The following is a 22,688-nucleotide window of genomic DNA, read 5'->3' on the forward strand; positions in this document are numbered from 1 at the left end:
GCCACGGCGTCCGCGGCGCCGCGGGCGCCGGTCGCCGTTCGCGGCCTCATCGCTGCCGCCCTGGTCGTCGCGGGCCGCGCCTTGCTGGGCGTCGGCTTCGTCCTCGTCGCCTTCGGCATCGCCGGCGGCAACCGCCTCGGTGCCTTCCGGCAGGACATGCATGAGATCGCCGTCCTCGCGCGGCTGCGGAGCACCTTCGCGCGCTTCGTTGCTGCTGCCGCGGCCGCGGCGCCGACGGCGACGCTTGCGGCGTTGACCGTCGCCTTCGCCTTCAGCCGCACCGGCGTCCTCGCCGGCAGCCTGCTCGTCGGCAAGCCCTTCGGTCTCGTCGGTCTCGACCTCGTATTCGAACAGCTCTTCCTCGTCGTCGGCCTCTTCAGGCTGAGCCGGCGCGGCGGCGGCCTGCGCAGCGAGAAGCGCCTTGGCGGCCTCCAGCGTATGCACCTGCTCGCCGCGGTCGATGATGTAGGACTGCTGGCCGTGCACGGTGGCATCGGCGACGATCGACAGCGAGACCCGGAAGGAATCCTCGAGGTCGCGCAGATGGCCGCGCTTGTGGTTGAGCACATAGAGCGCGACGTCGGTGCGGGTGCGGACCACCAGATTGTGGGTCGCCCCCTTCATCAGGATTTCCTCGATGCCGCGCAACAGCTGCAACGCCACCGACGAGACCGATCGGACGTGGCCTGAGCCGCCGCATTGCGGGCAGGGCTCGGTCGAGCTCTCCAGCACGCTGGCGCGGATGCGCTGGCGCGACATTTCCAAGAGGCCGAAATGCGAGATGCGGCCGACCTGGATCCGCGCGCGGTCCTGGCGCAGGCAGTCGGACAGCTTGCGCTCGACCGCCCGGTTGTTGCGCTTCTCGTCCATGTCGATGAAGTCGATGACGATCAGGCCGGCGAGGTCACGCAGTCGCAACTGCCGTGCGACTTCTTCCGCAGCCTCGAGATTGGTCTTGAGCGCGGTGTCCTCGATATGGTGCTCGCGGGTGGCGCGGCCGGAGTTGACGTCGATCGAGACCAGCGCCTCGGTCTGGTTGATCACGATGTAGCCGCCGGAGCGGAGCTGCACGGTCGGCGAGAACATCGCGTCGAGCTGGCTCTCGACGCCCATCCGCGAGAACAGCGGCTGGCCGTCGCGATACTGCTTCACCGCGCGCACATTCGCCGGCATCAGCATCTTCATGAAGTCGCGCGCTTCGCGGTAGCCGGCATCACCCGCCACCTGAATCTCGTCGATCTCCTTGTTGTAGAGGTCGCGCAGCGAGCGCTTGATCAGCGAGCCTTCCTCGTAGACCAGGGTCGGCGCTTGCGACTTCAGCGTCAGGTCGCGCACCGTTTCCCACATCCGGATCAGGTACTCGAAGTCGCGCTTGATCTCCGGCTTGCTGCGGGAGGCGCCCGCGGTGCGCAGGATGATCCCCATGCCCTCGGGCACGTCGAGGTCCTGCACCACTTCCTTCAGCCGGGAGCGGTCCTGGGCCGAGGTGATCTTGCGGCTGATGCCGCCGCCGCGCGCGGTGTTCGGCATCAGCACGGCGTAACGGCCGGCGAGCGACAGATAGGTGGTCAGCGCGGCGCCCTTGTTGCCGCGCTCTTCCTTGACGACCTGCACCAGCATCACCTGCCGGCGCTTGATCACTTCCTGGATCTTGTACTGGCGACGCGGGCGGAACGCGCGCTCGGGAACCTCCTCGAGCACGTCGTCGCCGCCGACGGATTCGACGACTTCCTCTTCCTCGCCTTCTTCGCCGTCATCCTCGTCGTCGTCTTCGCCGGCCTCGTCGCCATGCGCGGCCTCCGGGGCGGCGACATCGGCGAACGCGGCGTATTCGACGTGCTCGTGCTCCGCGGCGGGGGCGTGAACGTCGTCCGTGGACCCGTGCGGCGCGTCGTCGGCGTGCGCGGCGTTTTCCTCGACCTGTTCCTCATGGGCCCGCTCGGGCTCGTGATTGATCTCGATCGTCTCGACGGTCTCCGGCGCGGCAGACGCCACCGACGCTTCGACCGTCGCGACGACGGGGTCGGACGCCGTGTCGGCGGCCGGCGCCGCGCTCACCTCATGGGGGTGGTCGTGATCGTGCGCGTGGTCATGGCCGTGGTGGTCATGATCGTGATCATCATGGCCATGATCGTCGTGACCGTGGGCATGATGCTCGTGATCATGATGGTGCTCATGGTCGTCGTGATGCGCATGGTCGTGCGCGTCATGCTCGTGGCCCTCGTGGGCGGCTAGGCCATGATCGTGATGCTCGGCGTCGGCGTGGGCCTCGGCGGCCGGCAGCGCCGGCGCATCGCCGGCACCCTCGATGACCTCGCTCTGAACGCGCTCGCCATGGCCGCGGCGGCGGGCATTGCGATGGCGCGAGCGGCGGCGATGGCCGCGGTTCTCGTGCTCTTCCTCGGCTTCGCGATGGGCACGCTCGTCGGCTTCGATCAGCGCCTGACGGTCGGCGACCGGGATCTGGTAGTAGTCGGGATGGATTTCGCTGAAGGCCAGGAAGCCGTGCCGGTTGCCGCCATACTCGATGAAGGCAGCTTGCAGCGACGGCTCTACGCGCGTGACCTTGGCGAGGTAAATGTTGCCGCGCAGCTGTTTGCGCTGGGCAGTCTCGAAATCAAACTCTTCGACGCGATTGCCGCGGACCACGACGACCCGGGTCTCTTCCGGGTGGGTGGCATCGATCAACATCTTGTTGGGCATTTTGGAACTCTTGACGGCGGCGGGCGCGGCTCATGGCGCGCGCAAACTGCGCCGCCCGGTGACGCGACGGTCCACCTGATTCGGGGGTGAGGGGAAGGCCGAAACGCGTCTCGCGGCGCAGCGCCGGACGGGAACTCACCGGGATGATGCGACGGGCGAGGTTTTCACCTCGCGTCAGCGCGATCATTCGGGGGATCCTGGTCGGCAATGCAGTCTGGCGCATTAAGCGTCGGCCCGTCTAAACATGTTGGCGGCGAGAAATACCGCCGTATCCTTTGCTGAAAGCCCGGCGCAGCGCCGAAGCGCCTGCCGGCCATCGCATATCAAGACCCCCAAGGAATCCACCAAGGGACCAGATAATCAGTTACGCCGTGTCTCAAACCGCCCCTCTGGCGAGGGAGTGTGCCTGGGACCGGACGCCGCTCGGGCTCGAATCCGCCACTCCATGTCAACCGCGCGCGGCGCTGGCTGGGGAGGGACCGGAAAAACACGGCGGGATCTTCGACCTGGAAGGTTCCACCGCTGCACCGGGAGGCTGAACGCGACACAACCGGGAGTACTAGCCGTCAGCACCCCGTACATACGTGGATTGACCGCCGCGTGCAAGGGAAGCGTCACGCCGCCGCAACACTCGGTTCTTTTCGCCCCGATGTCATTAGGGTGCGATTAACCGTGTGGTTCTAATCCGGTAAGAAGCAGCTGGGAGGCTCCGAATCGGGTGGCGAACCGCGCTATTCACCTCATTTTTCCGGGATGCGGCCTGTTGTGCGCCGCAGCATTGGCGTTCGCCGTCGCCAGTGCCCCCAGCGCAGCGGAGGGCCCGCAGGCTGGCCTGTCCGCCCCGGATGCCAATGCTGCGCCTGCCGGCGTTTCGAATTTCCCGGTCGCGTCCGGCGCCAGGCTCGCCGGTGACGACAAGCAGACCCGATTCATCCTCGACCTGGACCGCAAGATCGAGTTTCGTGCCTTTCCGCTGGCCGACCCGTACCGGGTCGTGGTCGATATCCCTCAGGTCAATTTCCAGCTCGCCGCCGGCACCGGCTCGGCGGGGCGGGGGCTGGTGAAGGCGTTCCGCTACGGGCTCGTGATGCCCGGCGGCTCCAGAATCGTCTTCGACCTCGCCGGCCCGGTGAAGATCGCCAACTCCTATGTGCTCGACGCCGCCAACGGCCAGCCGCCGCGGCTGGTGCTGGACTTCGAGGAGATCGACCGCACCGCTTTCGTGCAGTCGCTGGCGCCCGAGAGCCGGCCTGAATTGAAGCCTGCGAATGCCGGGTCCACCACGGCGGCGATCCCGGCCGTCGCCACGGCTGCGCTCCCGCCGGTCACCGATCCGCGGCCGCTGATCGTGATCGATCCCGGTCACGGCGGCATCGACAATGGCACCCAGTCCGGCGACCAGACCGAGAAGAACCTGGTGCTCGGCTTCGGCCTCGCGCTGCGCGACCGGATCGAACAGTCCGGCAAATATCGCGTGATCATGACCCGGACCGACGACACCTTCATCCCGCTCAACGACCGGGTGAAGATCGCGCGCACCCAATCGGCGGCGCTGTTCGTCTCGATCCACGCCGACGCGCTGCCACGCCGTGAGGGCGACGCCCAGGGCGCCACGATCTACACGGTGTCGGACAAGGCCTCCGATGCCGAAGCCGAGCGGCTGGCCGAGACCGAGAACAAGGCCGACGCCATCGGCGGCGTGAACCTGACGGACGAGCCGACTGAGGTGGCCGATATCTTGATCGACCTCGCGCAACGCGAGACCAAGACCTTCTCGAACCGCTTCGCCCGGCTGCTGATGGACGAGATGAAGTCCACGGTGCGGATGCACAAGCATCCGCTCAAATCGGCCGGCTTCCGAGTGCTGAAGGCGCCGGACGTGCCGTCCGTGCTGGTCGAGATCGGCTATGTCTCGAACAAGAGCGACCTCGAGCACCTGGTCTCCGAGAACTGGCGGAACAAGGCGGTCGGTTCGATGGCCCAGGCAATCGATGCATTCTTCGCCAAGCGGCTGGCAACTGCCGGACCGGCAAAGTGAAATTGGCCGGCCGAAAAGCCGGAGCCGTGGCGCTGAAGCCCTAGTTTGGCCACAGCGGCGACGGTATAGACAATGGACTGCGGGTCCACAGAATCGACCATACTGTCCGGCGGCTTTGGTATTTTCGCGTGCGCAAGGTGGCTTGCTGGGGTCGGGGCCCCGTTGGTCGGTCCTCAGATATCGGCCCTTTTGAAATACGAGCCTTCGTTGTGTGAGGCTTTCGCACTTTTGGACAGGCGCTGCCGACGACGACTGGGCGCCGGAGGGTAGGAACGGAACGTCGATAATGCGCCTGCTCGTGCGGTTCATTGGTTTCTTGTTCGCCGCTGGAACCGTCGTGTTCCTGGTCGGTGTTGCCGCCGTCGCCGGCGCGATCTGGCATTTCTCCAAGGACCTGCCGGACTACTCGCAGCTTCAGGACTACGAGCCGCCGGTGATGACCCGCGTGCACGCCGCGGACGGCGCGCTGCTCGGCGAATACTCCAAGGAACGCCGGCTCTATCTGCCGATCCAGGCGGTGCCGAAGCTCGTGATCAACGCCTTCCTCGCGGCCGAAGACAAGAACTTCTACGAGCACGGCGGCGTCGACTATCAGGGCATGGCGCGCGCCGCGATCCTCTATGCGCAGAACTACGGCTCCAACCGCCGCCCGCAGGGCGCCTCGACCATCACCCAGCAGGTCGCCAAGAACTTCCTGCTGACCAACGAAGTTTCCTTCGCCCGCAAGATCAAGGAAGCCTTGCTGGCGATGCGCATCGAGCGCGCCTATTCCAAGGATCGCATCCTCGAGCTCTATCTGAACGAGATCTATCTCGGGCTCGGTGCCTATGGCATCGCGGCGGCGTCGCTGGTCTACTTCGACAAGTCGGTCAATGAACTGACGGTGGCCGAGGCGGCGTATCTGGCGGCGCTGCCGAAGGCGCCGGCCGCGCTGCATCCGGTGCGCAACCGTGACCGCGCGATCGAGCGCCGCAACTATGTGATCGACCGCCTGCTGGAGAACGGCTGGATCAAGCAGGCCGACGCCGACAAGGCGCGCAAGGACCCGCTCGTCGTCACCAACCGCTCGAACGGGGCGCATATCTTCGCCGGCGAGTATTTCGCCGAGGAGGTCCGTCGCGACATCTTCGAGCGCTACGGTGAGAAGAAGCTTTACGAAGGCGGCCTGTCGGTGCGTACCACGCTCGATCCCAAGATCCAGGTGATGGCGCGCAAGACCATGGTCGCGGGTCTGGTCAATTACGACGAGGCGCAGGGCTGGCGCGGCGCCGTGCAGAAGCTCGACGCCTCCGGCGACTGGGGTGTGAAGCTCGCCGACGTCAAATCGCTTTCGGACATCTCGCCCTGGCGCATGGCCGTGGTGCTGGAGACCAGTGAGCAGTCGGCGCGGATCGGCTTCCAGCCGGGCCGCGAACTCGGCGGTGCGGTCAGCAAGGAGCGCCAGACCGGCATCATCACGATGGATGGCGTGCGTTGGGCCAGGAGCAAGGGCAAAACGCCGACGGCGGTTTCGCAGGTGCTGCAACCGGGCGACGTGATCTATGCTGACCCGCTGGTGAACAAGGATGGCAACGCGGTCGAGGGCCAGTATCGCCTGCGGCAATTGCCGGAGGTATCCGGCGCGATGATTGCCATGGATCCTTGGACCGGTCGTGTGGTGGCGATGGTTGGCGGATTCTCGTTCGACCAGAGCCAGTTCAACCGTGCGACGCAGGCCTACAGGCAGCCGGGTTCGTCGTTCAAGCCGATCGTGTACTCGTCTGCGCTGGACAATGGCTACACGCCGTCGAGTATCATCGTCGACGGACCGATCGAGATCGACCAAGGGCAGGGCGCCGGTGTTTGGCGTCCGGAGAACTTCTCTACTGGCAAGTATTACGGACCGACGACGCTTCGTAACGCGCTGACGCATTCGCTCAACACCGTGACGGTGCGACTGGCGCAGGACGTCGGCATGCCCTTGATCGGCGAATATGCCAAGCGCTTCGGCGTCTATGACGAGTTGCCGAACTATCTGTCCTACGCGCTCGGTGCTGGTGAAACGACCGTGATGCGCATGGTTACCGCCTATTCGATGTTCGCAAATGGCGGCCGCCGGGTGAAGCCGACGCTGATCGACCGCATCCAGGATCGCTATGGCCACACCATCTTCAAGCACGACCAGCGCGAATGCCGCGGCTGCGACGCGCCCGGAGGCTGGAAGAACCAGCCGGAGCCGCAGCTCGTCGACCGCCGCGAGCAGGTGCTGGACCCGATGACCGCGTATCAAATCACTTCGATGATGGAAGGCGTGGTCCAACGCGGCACGGCGACGGTCATGCGCGATGTCGGCAAGCCGATCGCGGGCAAGACCGGCACCACGAATGATGCGAAGGACCTCTGGTTCGTCGGTTTCTCGTCCGATCTGGTCGTTGGTTTGTACCTAGGCTACGACAAGCCGCGCAGCCTGGGGCGAACCGCGCAGGCCGGTCGTACCGCGGCCCCGATCGCCAGGGACTTCATGAAGCTTGCGCTGGCCGACAAGCCACCGACGCCGTTCAAGGTGCCGGCTGGCATCAAGCTGATCCGGGTCGACGCGAAGACCGGAGTTCGTGCCGGCCCGGGCAATGGAAACACCATCCTCGAAGCCTTCAAGCCGGGTACGGCACCGCCGGAATACTCGGCCCCGGTTGGCGTTGCCGACGCCGATGGCCGCGCGCCGCAGGCTTCGCAGAGCGGCGGGCAGCAGCCGGACGGAGGCTTCTTCATTCGCCCGGGAACCGGCGGATTATACTAACGGCGATCGGATCCAAATGATCGGGATAGTGCGGCCAAGCCGATTGCGCTTTGCCGCGCCGGTCGCTACATCCCTGACGAGCTTTTTTCCCAACACCTGAAAGACCATGCGCGCGGAAATCGAACGCCTTGTCGAAGAGATCAAGCAGTCAGTCGGGCTGCTGAGGAGGCATCTTTGACGTCGATCAATCGACGGCACGCCTCGCTGAGCTGAACAAGCTCGCTGAAGACCCCAATCTCTGGAACGATCCCCAGAAGGCCCAGCGGCTGATGCAGGAGCGTACCTCACTGGAGGATTCGCTCTCCGGCATCGGCAAGGTCGAGCGCGAGCTCGAGGACCAGGTCGGCATGATCGAGCTCGGCGAGGCCGAGAACGATGCGGGCGTGGTCGCGGAGGCCGAGAAGGCGCTCAAGGACCTCAAGAAGGAGGTCGCCCGGCGCGAGCTCGAGGCGCTGCTCTCGGGTGAGGCCGACAAGTTCGATTCCTATCTCGAAGTCCATGCCGGTGCTGGCGGCACCGAGAGCCAGGACTGGGCGCAGATGCTGTTGCGCATGTACACGCGCTGGGCGGAGAAGCACGGCTTCAAGATCGAGTATCTCGAAGAGTCACAGGGCGAAGAGGCCGGCATCAAGTCGGCCACCATCCAGATCTCCGGCCACAATGCCTATGGTTGGCTGAAGACCGAGGCCGGCGTGCATCGCCTGGTGCGGATCTCGCCGTTCGATTCCAACGCGCGGCGGCACACCTCGTTCTCGTCGGTGCAGATTTTCCCTGTCATCGACGACTCGATCAAGATCGAGATCAAGGAAAGCGACGTCCGCACCGACACGATGCGATCGGGCGGCGCCGGCGGTCAGCACGTCAACAAGACCGAGTCGGCGGTGCGGTTGACGCATATTCCGACCGGCATCGCGGTGGTCTGCCAGGCCGGCCGCTCCCAGCACAAGAACCGGGCGCAGGCCTGGGACATGCTGCGCGCGCGGCTGTACGAAATCGAGCTGAAGAAGCGCGAGGAGCAGGCCGCCGCCGATCAGGCCGCCAAGACCGATATCGGCTGGGGCCACCAGATCCGCTCCTACGTCTTGCAGCCCTACCAGATGGTGAAGGATCTGCGCACGGGGGTGCAGACCTCCGACACGTCGGGCGTGCTCGATGGCGATCTCGATGAATTCATGGCGGCAACGCTGGCGCAACGTGCCTTCGGCACCGGGCCGGGCTCCGTCGAGGATGTGGATTAAGCCATGCCGCGCGTCGCTTTCATCGGATTGGGACGCATGGGCCACGGCATGGCCGGCCGCTATCTCGATGCGGGCTTCACGGTCGCGGTGTGGAACCGGAGCAAGGCCAAGGCCGAGGACCTGATCGCGCGCGGCGCGATCTGGGCGACCTCGCCGGAGGACGCCGCGATCGACGCCGATGCGGTCATCACGATGGTGGCCGACGATGAAGCCTCGCGCGCGGTCTGGCTGACCAAGGACGGCGCTGCCGCCACCATGAAGGCCGGCACGCTCGCGATCGAGTGCTCTACGGTCTCCTATCAGCACACGCTCGATATGGCGCGCGAGCTGCACAGCCGCGGCCTGGTCTATATCGATTGTCCGGTCACCGGGCTGCCGGAGGCGGCGGCCGCCGGCAGGCTGACGCTGCTGGTCGGCGCCGATCCGGCCGACCTCGAACGGGCGCAACCGTTCCTCGCGCCGATCGGCAGCACGATCCGTCATTTCGGCCCGGTCGGCACAGGCACCGTGTTCAAGCTGATCAACAACCTGATCGGCGCGGTGCAGATCGCAAGCCTCGCCGAGGGCGTTGCGATCGCCGAGCAGGCGGGCCTCGATATGAAGTTGGTGGCCGAAGCGCTGGCGACCGGCGCGGTGGCGAGCCCGCAGGTGATCCGCCACAGCAAGCGGATGATCGACCGCAACTTTTCCGGCGCGTCGTTCACCGCGGCGCTGCGCCACAAGGATGCCGACTATGCCGTGCGGCTGGCCGAGACGCTGTTGCCGGGCGTGCCCGTGAGCCGCGCCGCGCTCACCGCCTACGACAGGGCCAAGGCCCATGCGCCCGACGGTGACGAAGGCCAGATGATCGAGATCGTGTCGCGGCCGAAATAGGCGGGCCAGCAATTCACGGAAATCGGGTGGCCATTGTGGCTCGGTGCCGCTAGAGCGTTTTCGAGCGAAGTGGATACCGGTTCGCGTGTAGAAAACGCGTCAAGACAAGAACCTAGAGCCCCGTTCCGATTTCATCGGAGCGGGAAAGGCTCCAGGTATCTACGCCAGCGCAGATGAGTGCCTGCCATGCCTTCCGCCGACAACAGGATCGATCGCCGCGACTGGGGGCTGCTCGGTTTGCTGTCGGTGCTCTGGGGCGGCTCGTTCTTCTTCAATGGCGTGATCCTGCGCGAATTGCCGCCGCTGACGCTGGTGCTGCTGCGCGTGGCGCTCGGCACGATCATGCTGCTGCCGTTGCTGCGGGCCAGGAAGATCGAATTTCCGCGCGGCGTTTCGGGATGGGCGCCGTTCTTCGCGATGGGGCTGTTCAACAACGTGCTGCCGTTCTCGCTGATCGTGTTCGGGCAGACCTACATTCCGAGCGGACTGGCCTCGATCCTCAATGCGACGACCCCGTTGTTCGCGGTGGTGATCATGGCGGTGACCGGCGATGAGCGGTTGCAGGCGCGCCGCGTCGCGGGAGTGACCGTCGGGCTGATCGGGGTTGCGATCCTGCATGGCGACGCGCTCGGCTTCGAGAGCCGGCAGGGCATCGGCATCGCGCTGTGCCTTGCGGGCGCCTTCAGCTACGGCATCGCGGCGCTGGTCGGGCGGCGGCTGCCGCAGCGCGTGCCGCCGCTCGGGACCGCGGCGTTCCAGATGATGGCCTCCAGCGTGATGATGGCCCCCGTCGCCGCGGTGGCCGACAAGCCGTGGCTGCTGCCGATGCCGCATGCGACGACATGGCTCGCGGTGCTCGGGCTCGCGGCGCTGTCGACCGCACTGGCCTACATCGTGTTCTTCCAGATCCTGCAACGCTCGGGCGCGACCAATGTGATGCTGGTGACGCTGTTGATCCCGGTCACCGCGATGCTGCTCGGGTACCTCGTGCTCGGCGAACCGGTCTCGTGGCGGGAGGTGACCGGTGCGCTTGTGATCGCGAGTGCACTGCTCTTGATCGACGGACGCGTGCTGAGCTGGTTCAGCCGCGCACCTGCTTCCACTCCGCATACCAGCCGGTGAAACGACCGCTGTCGCGCTCGCCGCCGTGCCAGGCGGCATAGGCGGTGCCGTCGTCGGCGACCAGCACCACGGCATCGAGGCCCTTGGAGCGGCGCAGCGTGTCCATCGCCTGCGCCGGCGTCTGCGCGATCGGCCCCGCGACGTTGAACGAGGTGTTGACCGACATCTCGACGCCGATATGGCGGCCGAGCGCTTTCAGATAGGCGTAGGTGAGGGGATCGTCCGCCTCGCGCACGATCTGGATGCGGCCGGTGCCGTCGGCGTGCACCACGGCCGGAATCTTCGCGCGTGCCTCCGGCTTCGAATGGGCCGTGAGCACCATGTAGTTGTAAGCGTTGTAGTCGTCGTCGGACGCGCCGTCCTCCAGCTCGAAATAGTCGCGTGCCGCTTGCAGCGTCGCCATCGGCGCCAGCGGGCGGATCGCCTCGCGGTACTTGACGCGCTCGTTGAGCCGCTCGCGCACCTCGGGATCGCAGGGATTGGCGAGGATCGAGCGATGGCCGAGCGCGCGCGGGCCGGTTTCGGCCGCACCCTGATAGATCGCGATCACGCCGCCTTGCGCCACCATGGAGGCCATCAGGTCCGCGATCGCATCGCGCCCCTCTGATGTCGCAACGTTGCCGATCACGGACGAGGCGACATCGTCGGTGTTGAGTGCCGCGGTGATGTCGGCGTTGGAAGGCGGCAGGCCGCAGTAGAATGCGTGCGACAGCGGCGCGCCGCGCGGTGCGCCCGCCAGATGCGCGAACAGCCACGCCGCGCCGATCGGCACGCCGGGATCGCCGGGAACCGGCGGCACCCACATATGCAGCCGCGTCTTGCGCTGCTGCGCCTGTTCGAACCACGCCTCGTCGAAATGCTCGAGCAGCCGCATATTGCCGAGTGCATTCAGCGCCACGCCGCCGGTCAATACGAGGCGATCGGTACCCGTGATGCGCAGCAGATGATCGATGACGTGGATCATCGCATCCTCGAACACCAGTTGCGTCGCGGCGGCCTTGTCGACGCGGTCCTTGGTGTCGGGGCGGTGATGGATGTCCTCGACGCGCAGCACCGCGTCGGGATTCCATAGCTGGTCCGGCCGCAGCGGCGGGCCGAGGATGTCGATCAGCGGCTGCTTGTAGGGATTGTCGGCGGGATCGGCATACCAGTTGGCCATCGCGCGGTTGAGCAGCACGGTGCCGTCGGGCCCGAGTTGCAGCACGTCCTTCAGGCGCGCGTAATAGGGATTGGTGGCGCGGTTCATGTCGCCCCAGGCGGCGGCGCCCATGTAGCGGCCTTCGCTGGAGAGCCAGGTCCAGCCGCCCTGGCTCGACGAGATCACGGTGTAGAAGGCGCCGAGCGAATCGAACAGGCTATCGTTGCAATAGAGCTGCTTCATCTCGCCGTTCTCGGCGACATAGAGCGAGATCGAGCCGACATCGCCGGTGCCGTCGAGCACCGCAATCGCTACACGCTCGCGGATATCGGCAAACGGTGAGGCCGTGAACGAGTACCAGGCGTGATTGTCGTGATGCGGCATGCAGATCAGCGGCAGCTGCTCGCCGAGCCCATACATTTTCGCAAGCTTGCGCGAGATGCGCCTCACCTGGTCCATCTGGCGCAAATTGATCGCGGGCGCGATCGGCGCGCGCAGCAATTTGATACTGGCCGGGGCTTCCTCGAACGAAGTGCGGATCAGCATCGCCATCAGCGCCGGATAGTCCCACGTGGTGACGAAGGCTGCGATGTCGCCGATGTCGCGCCCCATCCGCTGCAACACCTTACGCATGTCGTCGAGCGCATGCTGCGGGAATTCGTTGGTGTGCTTGTTGCCGGAGAAGCGCTCTTCCTCGTTGTTGACGATCAGGCGCGGGCCGTCCTTCTGGGTGACTTCGACCAGCGCGACGCCGGTGTTGTGCGTGCCGGGGCAGGCGAGGCCAGCGACGTAGATGGTCTCGCTGCGTTGCAATCGCTCGCGGATCGAGGCGATCGTGCGCTGCGCGAATTCACCATTGGCCTTGTGCAGGCCAAGCTTGGCCATCGCACGTTCGCTGAGGCGGCGCGTGATCTCATAGCCCGCAGCCGCCAAACGCGGATGCCGCGGACCGGTACGAATGTCCGGTTTACGCAATCAGAACGCCTCGACTCGTGATCCCCAGATCGACCTTCAATCATAAATAGCGCCAGGCAACAATGCCGTTTCGCCCAACGAAAAAACCCGGCGCTTGCCAGCATATGCGTCTCTTGCGAGACTTGTCGCCAAAACCAACGACAAAAATCGGGAGAAAACGATGCCGGTTCGTTCTGGATATATTGGCGCCATCGCGGCGTTCGCAAGTGCCGCATTGATCGCCACCTCGGCGTATGCGCAGAAGAAATACGATCCCGGCGCGACCGATGGCGAAATCAAGATCGGCAACATCATGCCGTACAGCGGCCCGGCGTCGTCCTACGGCGTGATCGGCAAGACCGAGACCGCGTTCTTCAAGATGATCAACGAGCAGGGCGGCATCAACGGCCGCAAGATCAACTTCATCAGCTACGACGATGCCTATTCGCCGCCGAAGGCGATCGAGCAGGCGCGCAAGCTGGTCGAGAGCGACGAGGTGCTCCTGATCTTCCAGCCTCTCGGCACGCCATCCAACTCGGCAATCATGAAATACATGAATGCCAAGAAGGTGCCGCAATTGTTCGTTGCGTCCGGTGGCACAAAATTCGGCGATCCGAAGAACTTTCCCTGGACCATGGGGTTTCAGCCCAACTACCAGAGCGAGGGACGGATCTATGCGAAATATATTCGCGACAAATTCCCAACCAGCAAGATCGCGGTGTTTTGGCAGAATGATGACGCCGGCAAGGATCAGTTCAAGGGCTTGAAGGACGGGCTCGGCGACAAGGTCGGCATGATCGTCGCCGACAAGTCCTACGAGGTCTCCGATCCCTCGATCGATTCGCAGATCGTCGCGCTGCACGATTCGGGTGCCGATATCTTCTTCTCATGGGCCGCACCGAAGGGATCGGCCCAGGCGATCCGCAAGGTCGGCGAGCTCGGCTGGAAGCCGAAGTTCTTCCTCGCCAACACCGCGACCTCGGTGGCTTCGGTGCTGAAGCCGGCCGGGCTCGACTATTCCAAGGGCATCATCTCGACGGCCTATCTAAAGGACCCGACCGATCCGACCTGGGACAAGGACCCGGCCGTGCAAAGCTGGCGCGCCTTCATGGACAAATATTATCCCGACGGCGACAAGGCCAATGCCAACAACCTCTATGGCTATGTGCAGGCGGAGGCCATGGTGCAGGTGCTGAAGCAATGCGGCGACATTCTCACGCGCGAAAACGTGATGAAGCAGGCCGCAAATTTGAAGAACTTCCACTCCGACCTGATGCTGCCCGGCATCATGGTCAACACCTCGCCGGACGACTATTTCCCGATCGAACAGATGCAGCTGATGCGGTTCAACGGCGAGGCCTGGGAGCTGTTCGGCGACGTCATCACGGGTGAGGTCGGGCATGAGGCGGCGCGGTAGGGCGTTGCCGCCCCTGGCGACCAGTTCTGCTCGTCATTCCGGGGCAGCCCGAAGGACTGAGCCCGGAATCCATCGGGCTCCAGAACGAGTGGCGGAATGGATTCCGGGCTCTCGCTTCGCGAGCCCCGGAATGACGTTGAACGAAACTCCGTATTGTCTAGTCCGCTTCAATCCGAGTGAGGCGGAGACAGTATCCTCTCCGTCCGGCGAGCGCGCAGCGCCATGCCGCCGGCGACGCCGACGCCGATCACATACATCCAGCCCTCGTGGAAATCGGACAGGTGCGAGTTCAACAGCGAACTCGTGATGTTCTGCGCGACGGTTGCGAGCCCGATCCAGGTCACGAGATCGCGGCCGGCGAACAGGCTAACGTGGCTGTACCACATGGCACAGAGCAGCAGCACGCCGATCAATCCCCACTGGATCGCGACGTTGAGGGTCTGGTTGTGCGGGTTGTTGATCACTTCGGCCTGCAGGCCGCTCTGCCCGACCGCATCCACCGTGAACATGTGCTTGATCGAGCCGGTGCCGTGCCCGAACAAGGGCGCCGTGGCGATGAACTTCATCGACTTCCGCCAATAGGTCAGGCGCTGCGCCGTGGAGGCGATGCCCGAAGTGTCGTGCGCGCGATACTCGATGCCGACGTCGGCGATGCGTTGGCGGAGATAGGGCGAGGTGGTCCAGACCAGGAGGCTCGCGACCGCAACTCCGGCGAACAGCAGCCGGGTGGCGCGCCGCGACAAATGCAGCGCGGCGAACAGGATCAGCAGCACCGGCATGTAGACCAGCGCGGTCCGCGCCGAGACGACGTAGAACATGTTGGCGACGAACAGCAGGATGAGCGCGAGCGCGCCGGCCACGATGCGCCATTGCTTGGCCCGCAGCGCCGTCAACGCCGGCAGCGCCAGCGCGAAAGCGCACAGCGCGAACTCCTGGCTCTGGTCGACGTAGTTCTTCACCGGCACGCCGGCGGATACCGTGTGCGCGAACCTGAGCTGCGGCAGCGCGAGCACGATCCAGGACAGGATCATCACCAGCGTGCACGAGACCAGGAACGCGGTGAACACCCAGATCCCGCGCTGCGAGCGCTGGAAGTAGCCGAGCAGGAACGGCAGCAACAGCAGCTTGCTGAGCGGCTTGATGCCGTGCAGCCGTTCGGCCCAATCCGCCGCCGACCAGGCGACCCCGACCAGCGCGAGCGCGACGAGCGCAATCGGCAAGCCAACGGCCGGCCGCGCGAGGTCGAGCACGAACTGCTCCCAGTCGATGGTCGGGATCACGGCGACCAGCCAGAGCAACATGAACACCGCGAGCGCCGTCGTCGACCACGGCAGGCAAGCCGCGGCCGCTATGATCAGGATGTCGGTCGCGCGGGCATAGGCGGCTGAAGCGGACCAGGCACGGACGCGATCGCGCCACATCGCCGGTGCGACGGTGGAGCCAATCGCCTCGGATTCGCTGCTCATGATCGTTCACATGCCGTGCGCGGTGACGCCGTTGAACGCCGCCACCGGAACCGACAGTGCCGGCGCGGGGGCAGCGCCTTCCGCGACGACCCGGTGGGACAGCAGATCGCGCGCCTGGGTGTGGTGGCCGAAACGCTCGGCGAGATCGGTCCGGCGCTCGCGGATGCGGTCGCGCCATTGCTGCTGTTGCGCCAGCACGCGGGTGACCGAAGCGCAGATCTCCTCGATCGAGAACGGGTCGAAATAGTCGGCAAGCTCGCCCGCGACCTCGCGGAATACGGCAATGTCCGAGCACAGCACCGGCGTGTTGGCCGCCAGCGCCTCGATGATCGGCACGCCGAAGCCTTCGGCGAGGCTCGGCATGATCAGGCCGTGGGCTGCGGCGATCAGCGCGGCCTTCTCATGCTCCTCGACATAGCCGGAGAAGCGGACGTTGGGCGGTGCATTGCGCGTCAGGCGCGGGTCGCCGGTGTAGCCGATCACGACGAGGTCGGCCTGCGGCAGCTTGCGAAAGGCGCGGATCACGGCAGCGAGGTTCTTGCGCGGCTCGGCCGAGACGATCACGACGAAATAGGGGCGCCCGCTAACGGCTCCTGCCGCCAGCGGCGGTGCCGACGCCTCGAACCGGGTGCGGGGATAGACCACCCGTGCCGGCAGATGAGCGAATTGCGGAAGCAGGGCGCGGAAGCGACCCAGACTGTAGTTCGAGACGAAGGCGAGCTCGTCGGCCTGATGCAGGCTGGTGAACAGGCGCGACAGGAACAGCCGCGTCGCGACGTCGCTGAGCTTGAGATCGGTCAGCGGCAGCAGATCGTGCACGACGCAGATCACCTTGGCGCCGTGCTTGCGCTGGATCGCGACCCGCGTCGGCGTGTCGACCAGGATGACGTCGTAGCCGCGCGCGTCGATCCGCGGCGGCGGCAGCCGCAGCAGCGCCGACGTGTCCTGATAGCTGTAGAAGCCGGGCTCCAGCAGGAAGTCGCCGAACAGCCTGAGATGCCGCAGGTCGGTCGGGACGTATTCGAGGCCGTCGGCGTGGTTCTCGATCAGGCTGACGCTGGCCGGCAGCACATGCAGCGCGCGCAGGAAGCTGACGGCGAATTCCAGCGAGGTGGCCGCGCGGAGCTTGCCGCGGAACCAGTCGATGGTGCGGCGCAGCCCGCCGCTGCTGCGCATGACGGGCGCGTTCATGTCGGCCTCGTCGAGGAAACGATAGAGCGCAAGCAACTCGATCAGCCGCGAACCGTCGGGCAGCAGGCGGGTGCGTTGCTGGCGGCGGCGCAGCTTGCGATAGCGGCGCGTGGTCTCGACCAGCAGCGTCAGTTCGTGACCGTCGCCGGCCAGCGAGCGGATCAATTCCCGCGTGAAATGGAAGATGCCGCGCTTGTGGTTGGGTTCGCCGAGCGCCTCGCTGACGACCAGGATCTTTGTCATGCGCTGATTTCTCTGAGCTCGAGGTGATGCGGGACGGGCGGATCCAGCGCAACCGTGCTGGCGATGCGGCCGTGATCGAGATTGATGATGCTGGTGCAGGTCCGGCGCAGCAGCGCGTGATCGTGCGAGGCGATGATCACGACCGCGGCGCTCTCGACCATCTTGCGCAGCCGCCGCTCGGCCTTGGCCGAGAAATTCTCGTCGACTACGCTGAGCCATTCGTCGAGCAGCAGGATGTCGGCGGGAAACGCCGTCGCGGTCGCGAACAGCACGCGCATCAGCATGCCCGAGGAGAACATCCGCAGCGGCAACCGCTGCATGCGCTCCTCCAGCTCGGTGAAGGCCCAGATCTCCTCCAGGATCGCCGGCGTCGGCTTGCGTCCCGAGATCCGCAGCAGCAGGTTGATGTTGTCGGCGGCGACGAAATCGAGATTGACGCCGGCGCCGAGGCCGAGCAACGGCACGATATTGCCCGATATCTCGACCTTGCCGCTGGTCGCCGGGAATACGCCGGCGATCAGCCGCAGCAAGGTCGATTTGCCGGAGCCGTTCGGGCCGGCGAGGCCGATGCGCGCGCCGGCCTTCGCCTCGATCGAGATGTTGTCGACCGCGCGGATGGTGCGCATCTCGCTGGCCTGGCGGAACAGGCGCCCGAGCAGGCGGCGCTTCAGCGAAAAGTCGTAGGCGCCGTACAGCGGATAGTCGAGGCAGACGTCGTGGAGATGGATGCTTGCCATGCGCTAGATCCAGAATGCCGCTTTGCGCAGATGGGCGATGGTGACCGTCGCGGCGACCGTGAGCGCGGCGAGGCAGGCCAGCACATAAGCCAGGCTGGTCATCGCGACGTGGCCTGAGGCCAGCGGGTCGCGCCAGATCGCGAACAGATGGGTCAGCGGATTGAGCCGCATCACGGTGGAGCCGCGATCGATCATCTCGGGTGTCCAGATAATCGGCGAGGCAAGGAATGCCAGCGTCAGCGACGACTCGATGATCGGCTTGATGTCGCGGTAACGCGTCGCCAGCGCGCCGAGCACGAGGCTCAAGGCCATCGTGCACGCGACGAACAGGATGAGGCCGGGCAGGGCGACGATGGCGCCGCCGAGATCCCTCGGCGTCAGAGCGAGCCACAGGATCAGCGGTACGACGGCGTTGTGGGCCGCGAACAGCGCCTGCCGGAAGGTACATTGCAGCAGGAAGATCACCGGCGGCAGCGCGCGGTCCTTGATCAGGCTGGCCGAGCCCTGCAACGCGGTGGTGGCGTCGAGCACGACGCTGTTGAGGAAGGTCCAGGCGGTCAGGCTCGCCGCCAGCATCGGCAGCCGCGCCACCGCGCTCGCATTGGAGAGATGGCCGATCACGGAGCCGAGCACGGCCACCATGATCGCCATCTGGATCGACATCCAGAAGGGTCCAAGGAGGGAGCGGACGTAACGATGACGCACGTCGGACCAGGCCAGTGCGGCCGCGATCTGGATCGCGCCGACGAAGCCGGCCGTTTGGGAGCGCGGGCCTGGGGCTGGTGAGCCCGCGCCCTTCGCGGTGGCCTCTTCGGTCACGACCTTGCGGTACACTGTCTCAACTCCCTCTTTGAAGGCTGTGTTCGAGTATTTGGTGATGGCGCGATGGCGCGCGGCCTGACCCATGCGGCGACGCCGTTCGGGATCGTTGATCAGCGTCTCGATGGCGTCGGCGAGCGCGGTGGCGTCGCCGGGCGGCACCGTGATGGCCTCGAGGCCGTCGCGGGCGACATGGGGAACGCCGGTGTCGAGCGCGGTGTTGACGATCGGACGGCTCGCGGCCATCGCCTCGAGTTGCGCCAGCCCGAAGGTCTCCGCGTTGGTCACCGACGGCATCACGAAGACGTCGGCGATGCGCAGCAGCTTGACGCGCTCGCTCTCGGACACCGAGCCGAGCAGGCGGACACGGTCCTGCAAGCCGTAGTCGCGGATCAGCCGTTCGAGATTGTCGCGCTCGCGGCCCTCGCCGACGATCCAGACCTCGAAATTGCGCGCATGGGCCGATCGCACCAGCACGTCGAAGCCCTTGTAGGGCACCAGCCGGCCGCAGGCGAGCACCAGGCGGCCCCGCGTGTTGATGTCGTCGGTCTGCGTGGCCGGCCGGTCGTATTTCGCGACATCGACGCCGAACGAAACGGCGTGGCACTTGTCGGCGAATTCCTGCAACAGCGGCGTGGCTTCGATCAGCACCGGATCGGAGACGATGATCGCAGACGCGCGCCGCAGGGTTCGCCGCATCAACGGCTCGACCAGGAAGCGCAAGGCGGCGTGCGAGACGATATCGGCGTGCCAGTGCACGACCAGCGGACGGGTGCCGCCGAGCCCGAGCGCGAACACCAGGTCGGCGAGCGGGAACGGCGCGTGCAGCGCCAGCAGATCGTGGTCGGCGATGCGCCGCCACAGCCGCCATGGATAGGTCGGCGCCGCCGGCAGCGACAGCACGTCGCCAAACGAGTGCACGCGCTCGACCGCGACGTCATTGACCACGATCTGCCGCTCGCCGCCGGAGCGCGAACACACCAGCACGGCGGCAGAGAAGGTGTCTTTCAGTCCGGCGCAGATGTCGCGGATCACGGTCAACGTGCCGCCGAACAGATCGGGGTAGTAGACCTTGAAGATGTGCAGCACCGACGGACGCCGGTCCGGCTCGTTGACGACCATCATGGGCGGCTCGATCCGGATCATGCGGCGTACAGGGCGACGACGAACGGCAGCGCCAGCGCGGCGAAGAACACCAGCGAGCGCAGCAGCGCCGGAAGCACTGGTTCGATCGGGCCGCAAGGCGCCTGCGGCGTGAAGCAGAACGGTGCCTGCGGCGTGAAACGGAGTGTGGTGGCGAATCGACCGGATTCGCGGGCCGAACGAACGGACATTGCGTCGGATTCCCTGCTGAACGAATTCTGGATACGTGGGAAAATTTCACACGTCAATGGCGCCGGACTAAAATGTGGGATTATGTCCCACGTATGGCGGTGGATAACTTTTTTCGAACGGAAGGGAGCGCGTTGCTGCGCGGCAGTTGCGCAGGCACGGTCGCGCGCCCGCAGCGGCGGAGCGCCCGACCGGAAATGCAGCGGTGTCAGACGGAAACGGTCGTGTCGGATTCGGCCGTTCGTTGCAGCAGCAGCCTGATCGCCGGGATGTCGAACTGGATCTTCTCGGCCAGCATCGTCGCGGTCAGGCGCTGGGTGTCCTGCTCGATGACGACGCGCTTGCCGCCGTCCGGCGTCAGCGCGATCGAGATCGACCTCGCCCGCGGCTCGGCGACGAGGCCGCCATGAGCGCGGCAGGCATATTCGCCGGCGCGCAGTGCATCGAAACCGAACGCGAGCAGGCGGCCGTAGATGTAGAGCGCGACCAGGTCGGTCTCGTCGAAGCGGCGCGGCGAACCGGGCGTGGTGCCGGGCAGGCACGGATAGGCGCCCGCCATCACCGTCGACACGAAATCCGCGTAGGGGACCTGGGCGGTGCGGCAAGCGTTAGCGAACGCAACGTCGAATCGGATGGAGGTCATCGGCTATCCACGCCCGGTGCATCTCGCCGCGACGATCGGGAACCGACCCTGGCGGCGATTTGTTTGCCATAGGTGGGAAAAAGTCACACGTCAAGAGGGGGTGGGATTGTGTCCCACGCGGCGGACGGCTAAAACTTGGGCATGAATGCCAAGGCCCCGAAGTCGAAGCCAGCAGCGCCCGCGCCGATCGCCGCAGCGAAGCTGCAAGCGCCGCTGGCGCGCATGCTGCGTCCGCTGGTGCGGCTTTGCATCCGCGGCGGCATGACGTTCCCGGCGCTGACCCAGTTGTTGCGCGAGCTCTATGTCAACGTTGCCGAGCACGACTTCGCGCTCGAGGGCAAGGAGCAGACCGACAGCCGCGTCAGCCTGTTGACCGGCATCCATCGCAAGGAGGTGGCACGGCTGCGCGGCGCGGGCGCGCCGGTCAACGTGGTGCCGGCGACGCTGTCGCGCACCAGCGCGATCATCGCACGTTGGCTGGCCGCGCCCGAATTCACCGATGCCAAGGGCGATCCGCTGGCGCTGCCGCGCACCGCTGACGGTGGCACACCGTCGTTCGAGACGCTGGTCGAATCGATCACCAAGGACGTGCGGCCGCGCGCGGTGCTGGACGAATGGCTCGACCGCAAGCTCGTCACCATCAATGACGACGACGAGATCGTGCTGGTCGAGGAGGCGTTCGTGCCGCATGGCGACGACGATCGCAAATGGCACTATCTCGGCCGCAACCTGCACGACCATGTCGCGGCCGCCGAGATGAACGTGTCCTCGGCGGCGCCGCGCTTCCTGGAGCGCGCGGTGCATTACGACGGACTGTCGGCCAAGCTGGCGAAGCGGCTCGAGGGCCGCTCACGTGAGCTCGCGATGGAGGCGCTGAAGGTCGCCAACCGCGAGGCCAACCGCGCCCTGGCCAAGGACAAGGGCGGCGACTATCGCTGGAATTTCGGCATCTACATCTATCGCGAGGGCCCCGACGGCCCGGTCGATGACGATGCAGACGAAGGCGGTGCGTCGTGAAGCGGCCGCCCGTCATCTCGCGCCGCGCGCTGCTCGCGGCATTTTGGCTCGCCGGAACGTCGCTGGCCGGCGCCCAGGTCAGGAAGCGCGGCAACGATCAGGGCATCGGCGGCACCGGGATCACCGGCTCCGACCAGGGGATCGGGGGCACCGGCATCGTCGGCGTGATCCAGAAATTCGGCTCGATCTATGTCAATGGCGAGCGCGTCGCCTATGCGGCCGACGTGCCGGTCCGGATCGACGGCGAGGCGGCGAGCGCGAAGGCGCTGCGAATCGGCCACCTTGCGCGGGTGGTGGCGGAGCGCGGTGTCGGCGGCACGCTGTCGACCAAGCGGATCGACGTGACCAGCGAAGTCACCGGTCCAATCGAGCACGCGAAACCGGGCGAACTCACCGTGCTCGGCCAGAAGGTCGCCTGGAACGGCCACGAGAGCTGGCTGAAGCCCGGCGCGCAGGTCGCCGTGTTCGGACTGCGCCGCAACGACGGCGTGGTCGTCGCCAGCCTGGTGCAGGAGCGTCATGACGCGGCGATGCGCGTCGCCGGACCGCTGGAGCGCGACCGTGCCGGAACGTTGCGGATCGGCGAGCTCAAGCTCGCCGGCGTCGACGCGGCGCTGGTCGGACAGCGCGTGCAGGCCGAGGGCCATGTTGCGCAGGGCGTGATGCAGGTCTCGCGCAGCCGCGCCGACGACTTCTCCGATCTCACCGGCGCGAAGCGGCTGTTGATCGAAGCCTATGTGCGGCGGGTCGGCAATGATCTGCAACTCGGCTCCGGCTTTGTCGCGCGCGACCATTCGCGCTTCTCACCGGCGGCCGACACGCGCGTCGTCGTCAATGCCCAGCTCTCGGGGCCGCGCGAGTTGCGCGTCGAATCGGTGCAGTCGGTCGGCAAGTTCCCGGGCTCGTCGGTGCGCAGCCCCGGCACGCCCGGTCGCGGCTCAGGCGGCGGATCCGCGCCGGGAGGCGGACATGGACCGGGCG

General features: G+C 66.0%; 16 protein-coding genes. 8 read left to right on the forward strand and 8 right to left on the reverse strand.

The window, feature by feature from the left end; genetic code table 11:
* Window positions 1–2,703, reverse strand: a 2,703-nt coding sequence (locus B2W55_RS02920) for an Rne/Rng family ribonuclease (RefSeq protein ID WP_414631649.1), incomplete at its 3' end; no start/stop codon positions are given.
* A 718-nt stretch (window positions 2,704–3,421) separates the two neighbouring features.
* On the opposite strand from B2W55_RS02920, the gene B2W55_RS02935 reads away from it, so the two are divergent.
* From B2W55_RS02935 to B2W55_RS02955, 5 genes are all read left to right on the forward strand, one after another.
* Window positions 3,422–4,741: an N-acetylmuramoyl-L-alanine amidase gene (locus tag B2W55_RS02935; protein WP_024578441.1), complete on the forward strand. Its 1,320-nt coding sequence runs from the start codon at window positions 3,422–3,424 to the stop codon at window positions 4,739–4,741.
* 286 nt (window positions 4,742–5,027) lie between these two features.
* Window positions 5,028–7,517: a penicillin-binding protein 1A gene (locus tag B2W55_RS02940; protein WP_024578440.1), complete on the forward strand. Its 2,490-nt coding sequence runs from the start codon at window positions 5,028–5,030 to the stop codon at window positions 7,515–7,517.
* A gap of 106 nt (window positions 7,518–7,623) precedes the next feature.
* Window positions 7,624–8,755 (forward strand): peptide chain release factor 2 gene (gene prfB / locus B2W55_RS02945; RefSeq protein ID WP_100555258.1). Its coding sequence is split into 2 segments (ribosomal slippage): window positions 7,624–7,692 and window positions 7,694–8,755, totalling 1,131 coding nucleotides; the frame shifts between segments, so codons are not numbered across the junction.
* Between the two features lie 3 nt (window positions 8,756–8,758).
* Window positions 8,759–9,628 carry an NAD(P)-dependent oxidoreductase gene (locus B2W55_RS02950; protein WP_024578438.1) on the forward strand — a complete coding sequence of 290 codons (870 nt, stop codon included), beginning with the start codon at window positions 8,759–8,761 and terminating at the stop codon, window positions 9,626–9,628.
* A 186-nt stretch (window positions 9,629–9,814) separates the two neighbouring features.
* Entirely contained in the window at window positions 9,815–10,750 is a 936-nt protein-coding gene (locus B2W55_RS02955) for a DMT family transporter (RefSeq protein ID WP_024578437.1), read from the forward strand.
* Here the strand turns inward: B2W55_RS02955 and B2W55_RS02960 are convergent.
* Window positions 10,710–12,773 carry a carbamoyltransferase C-terminal domain-containing protein gene (locus B2W55_RS02960; RefSeq protein WP_244442099.1) on the reverse strand — a complete coding sequence of 688 codons (2,064 nt, stop codon included), beginning with the start codon at window positions 12,771–12,773 and terminating at the stop codon, window positions 10,710–10,712. The genes B2W55_RS02955 and B2W55_RS02960 overlap by 41 nt on opposite strands.
* Window positions 12,774–13,023: 250 nt before the next feature.
* Between B2W55_RS02960 and B2W55_RS02965 the strand changes: the two genes are divergently transcribed.
* Window positions 13,024–14,259: an ABC transporter substrate-binding protein gene (locus tag B2W55_RS02965; RefSeq protein WP_024578435.1), complete on the forward strand. Its 1,236-nt coding sequence runs from the start codon at window positions 13,024–13,026 to the stop codon at window positions 14,257–14,259.
* 167 nt (window positions 14,260–14,426) lie between these two features.
* Here B2W55_RS02965 and B2W55_RS02970 read toward each other — a convergent pair whose 3' ends face one another.
* From B2W55_RS02970 to B2W55_RS02995, 6 genes are all read right to left on the reverse strand, one after another.
* Window positions 14,427–15,725 carry an O-antigen ligase family protein gene (locus B2W55_RS02970; RefSeq protein WP_024578434.1) on the reverse strand — a complete coding sequence of 433 codons (1,299 nt, stop codon included), beginning with the start codon at window positions 15,723–15,725 and terminating at the stop codon, window positions 14,427–14,429.
* Between the two features lie 6 nt (window positions 15,726–15,731).
* Window positions 15,732–17,159 carry a glycosyltransferase family 4 protein gene (locus tag B2W55_RS02975; protein WP_024578433.1) on the reverse strand — a complete coding sequence of 476 codons (1,428 nt, stop codon included), beginning with the start codon at window positions 17,157–17,159 and terminating at the stop codon, window positions 15,732–15,734.
* Window positions 17,156–17,896, reverse strand: a complete 741-nt coding sequence (locus B2W55_RS02980) for an ABC transporter ATP-binding protein (protein ID WP_024578432.1) — start codon at window positions 17,894–17,896, stop codon at window positions 17,156–17,158. The genes B2W55_RS02975 and B2W55_RS02980 overlap by 4 nt, the downstream gene beginning before the upstream one ends.
* A gap of 3 nt (window positions 17,897–17,899) precedes the next feature.
* On the reverse strand, window positions 17,900–19,840 hold the full coding sequence (locus B2W55_RS02985; protein ID WP_024578431.1) for a glycosyltransferase: 1,941 nt from the start codon (window positions 19,838–19,840) through the stop codon (window positions 17,900–17,902).
* A 17-nt stretch (window positions 19,841–19,857) separates the two neighbouring features.
* Window positions 19,858–20,049 (reverse strand): hypothetical protein, encoded by a 192-nt coding sequence (locus B2W55_RS02990; RefSeq protein ID WP_024578430.1) that lies wholly within the window; start codon window positions 20,047–20,049, stop codon window positions 19,858–19,860.
* A gap of 206 nt (window positions 20,050–20,255) precedes the next feature.
* The gene (locus tag B2W55_RS02995) at window positions 20,256–20,690 is read right to left on the reverse strand and encodes a hypothetical protein (protein ID WP_024578429.1); all 435 of its coding nucleotides are present in this window, start codon (window positions 20,688–20,690) and stop codon (window positions 20,256–20,258) included.
* 141 nt (window positions 20,691–20,831) lie between these two features.
* Here B2W55_RS02995 and B2W55_RS03000 point away from each other — a divergent pair, with 141 nt between their 5' ends.
* Window positions 20,832–21,707 (forward strand): DUF6502 family protein, encoded by an 876-nt coding sequence (locus B2W55_RS03000; RefSeq protein ID WP_024578428.1) that lies wholly within the window; start codon window positions 20,832–20,834, stop codon window positions 21,705–21,707.
* A partial coding sequence (locus B2W55_RS03005; RefSeq protein ID WP_291532183.1) for a DUF5666 domain-containing protein occupies window positions 21,704–22,688 on the forward strand: 985 nt, incomplete at its 3' end. The genes B2W55_RS03000 and B2W55_RS03005, both read left to right, overlap by 4 nt.

Source organism: Bradyrhizobium sp. UBA2491 (genome assembly GCF_002341725.1).
GTDB lineage: Bacteria > Pseudomonadota > Alphaproteobacteria > Rhizobiales > Xanthobacteraceae > Bradyrhizobium.

Coding starts and splice junctions, on each gene's coding strand:
- B2W55_RS02940 (WP_024578440.1), top strand. CDS start 5,028: ATGCGCCTGCTCGTGCGGTTCATTGGTTTCTTGTTCGCCGCTGGAACC.
- B2W55_RS02950 (WP_024578438.1), top strand. CDS start 8,759: ATGCCGCGCGTCGCTTTCATCGGATTGGGACGCATGGGCCACGGCATG.
- B2W55_RS02955 (WP_024578437.1), top strand. CDS start 9,815: ATGCCTTCCGCCGACAACAGGATCGATCGCCGCGACTGGGGGCTGCTC.
- B2W55_RS02960 (WP_244442099.1), bottom strand. CDS start 12,773: ATGGCCAAGCTTGGCCTGCACAAGGCCAATGGTGAATTCGCGCAGCGC.
- B2W55_RS02965 (WP_024578435.1), top strand. CDS start 13,024: ATGCCGGTTCGTTCTGGATATATTGGCGCCATCGCGGCGTTCGCAAGT.
- B2W55_RS02970 (WP_024578434.1), bottom strand. CDS start 15,725: ATGAGCAGCGAATCCGAGGCGATTGGCTCCACCGTCGCACCGGCGATG.
- B2W55_RS02975 (WP_024578433.1), bottom strand. CDS start 17,159: ATGACAAAGATCCTGGTCGTCAGCGAGGCGCTCGGCGAACCCAACCAC.
- B2W55_RS02980 (WP_024578432.1), bottom strand. CDS start 17,896: ATGGCAAGCATCCATCTCCACGACGTCTGCCTCGACTATCCGCTGTAC.
- B2W55_RS02985 (WP_024578431.1), bottom strand. CDS start 19,840: ATGATGGTCGTCAACGAGCCGGACCGGCGTCCGTCGGTGCTGCACATC.
- B2W55_RS02990 (WP_024578430.1), bottom strand. CDS start 20,049: ATGTCCGTTCGTTCGGCCCGCGAATCCGGTCGATTCGCCACCACACTC.
- B2W55_RS02995 (WP_024578429.1), bottom strand. CDS start 20,690: ATGACCTCCATCCGATTCGACGTTGCGTTCGCTAACGCTTGCCGCACC.
- B2W55_RS03000 (WP_024578428.1), top strand. CDS start 20,832: ATGAATGCCAAGGCCCCGAAGTCGAAGCCAGCAGCGCCCGCGCCGATC.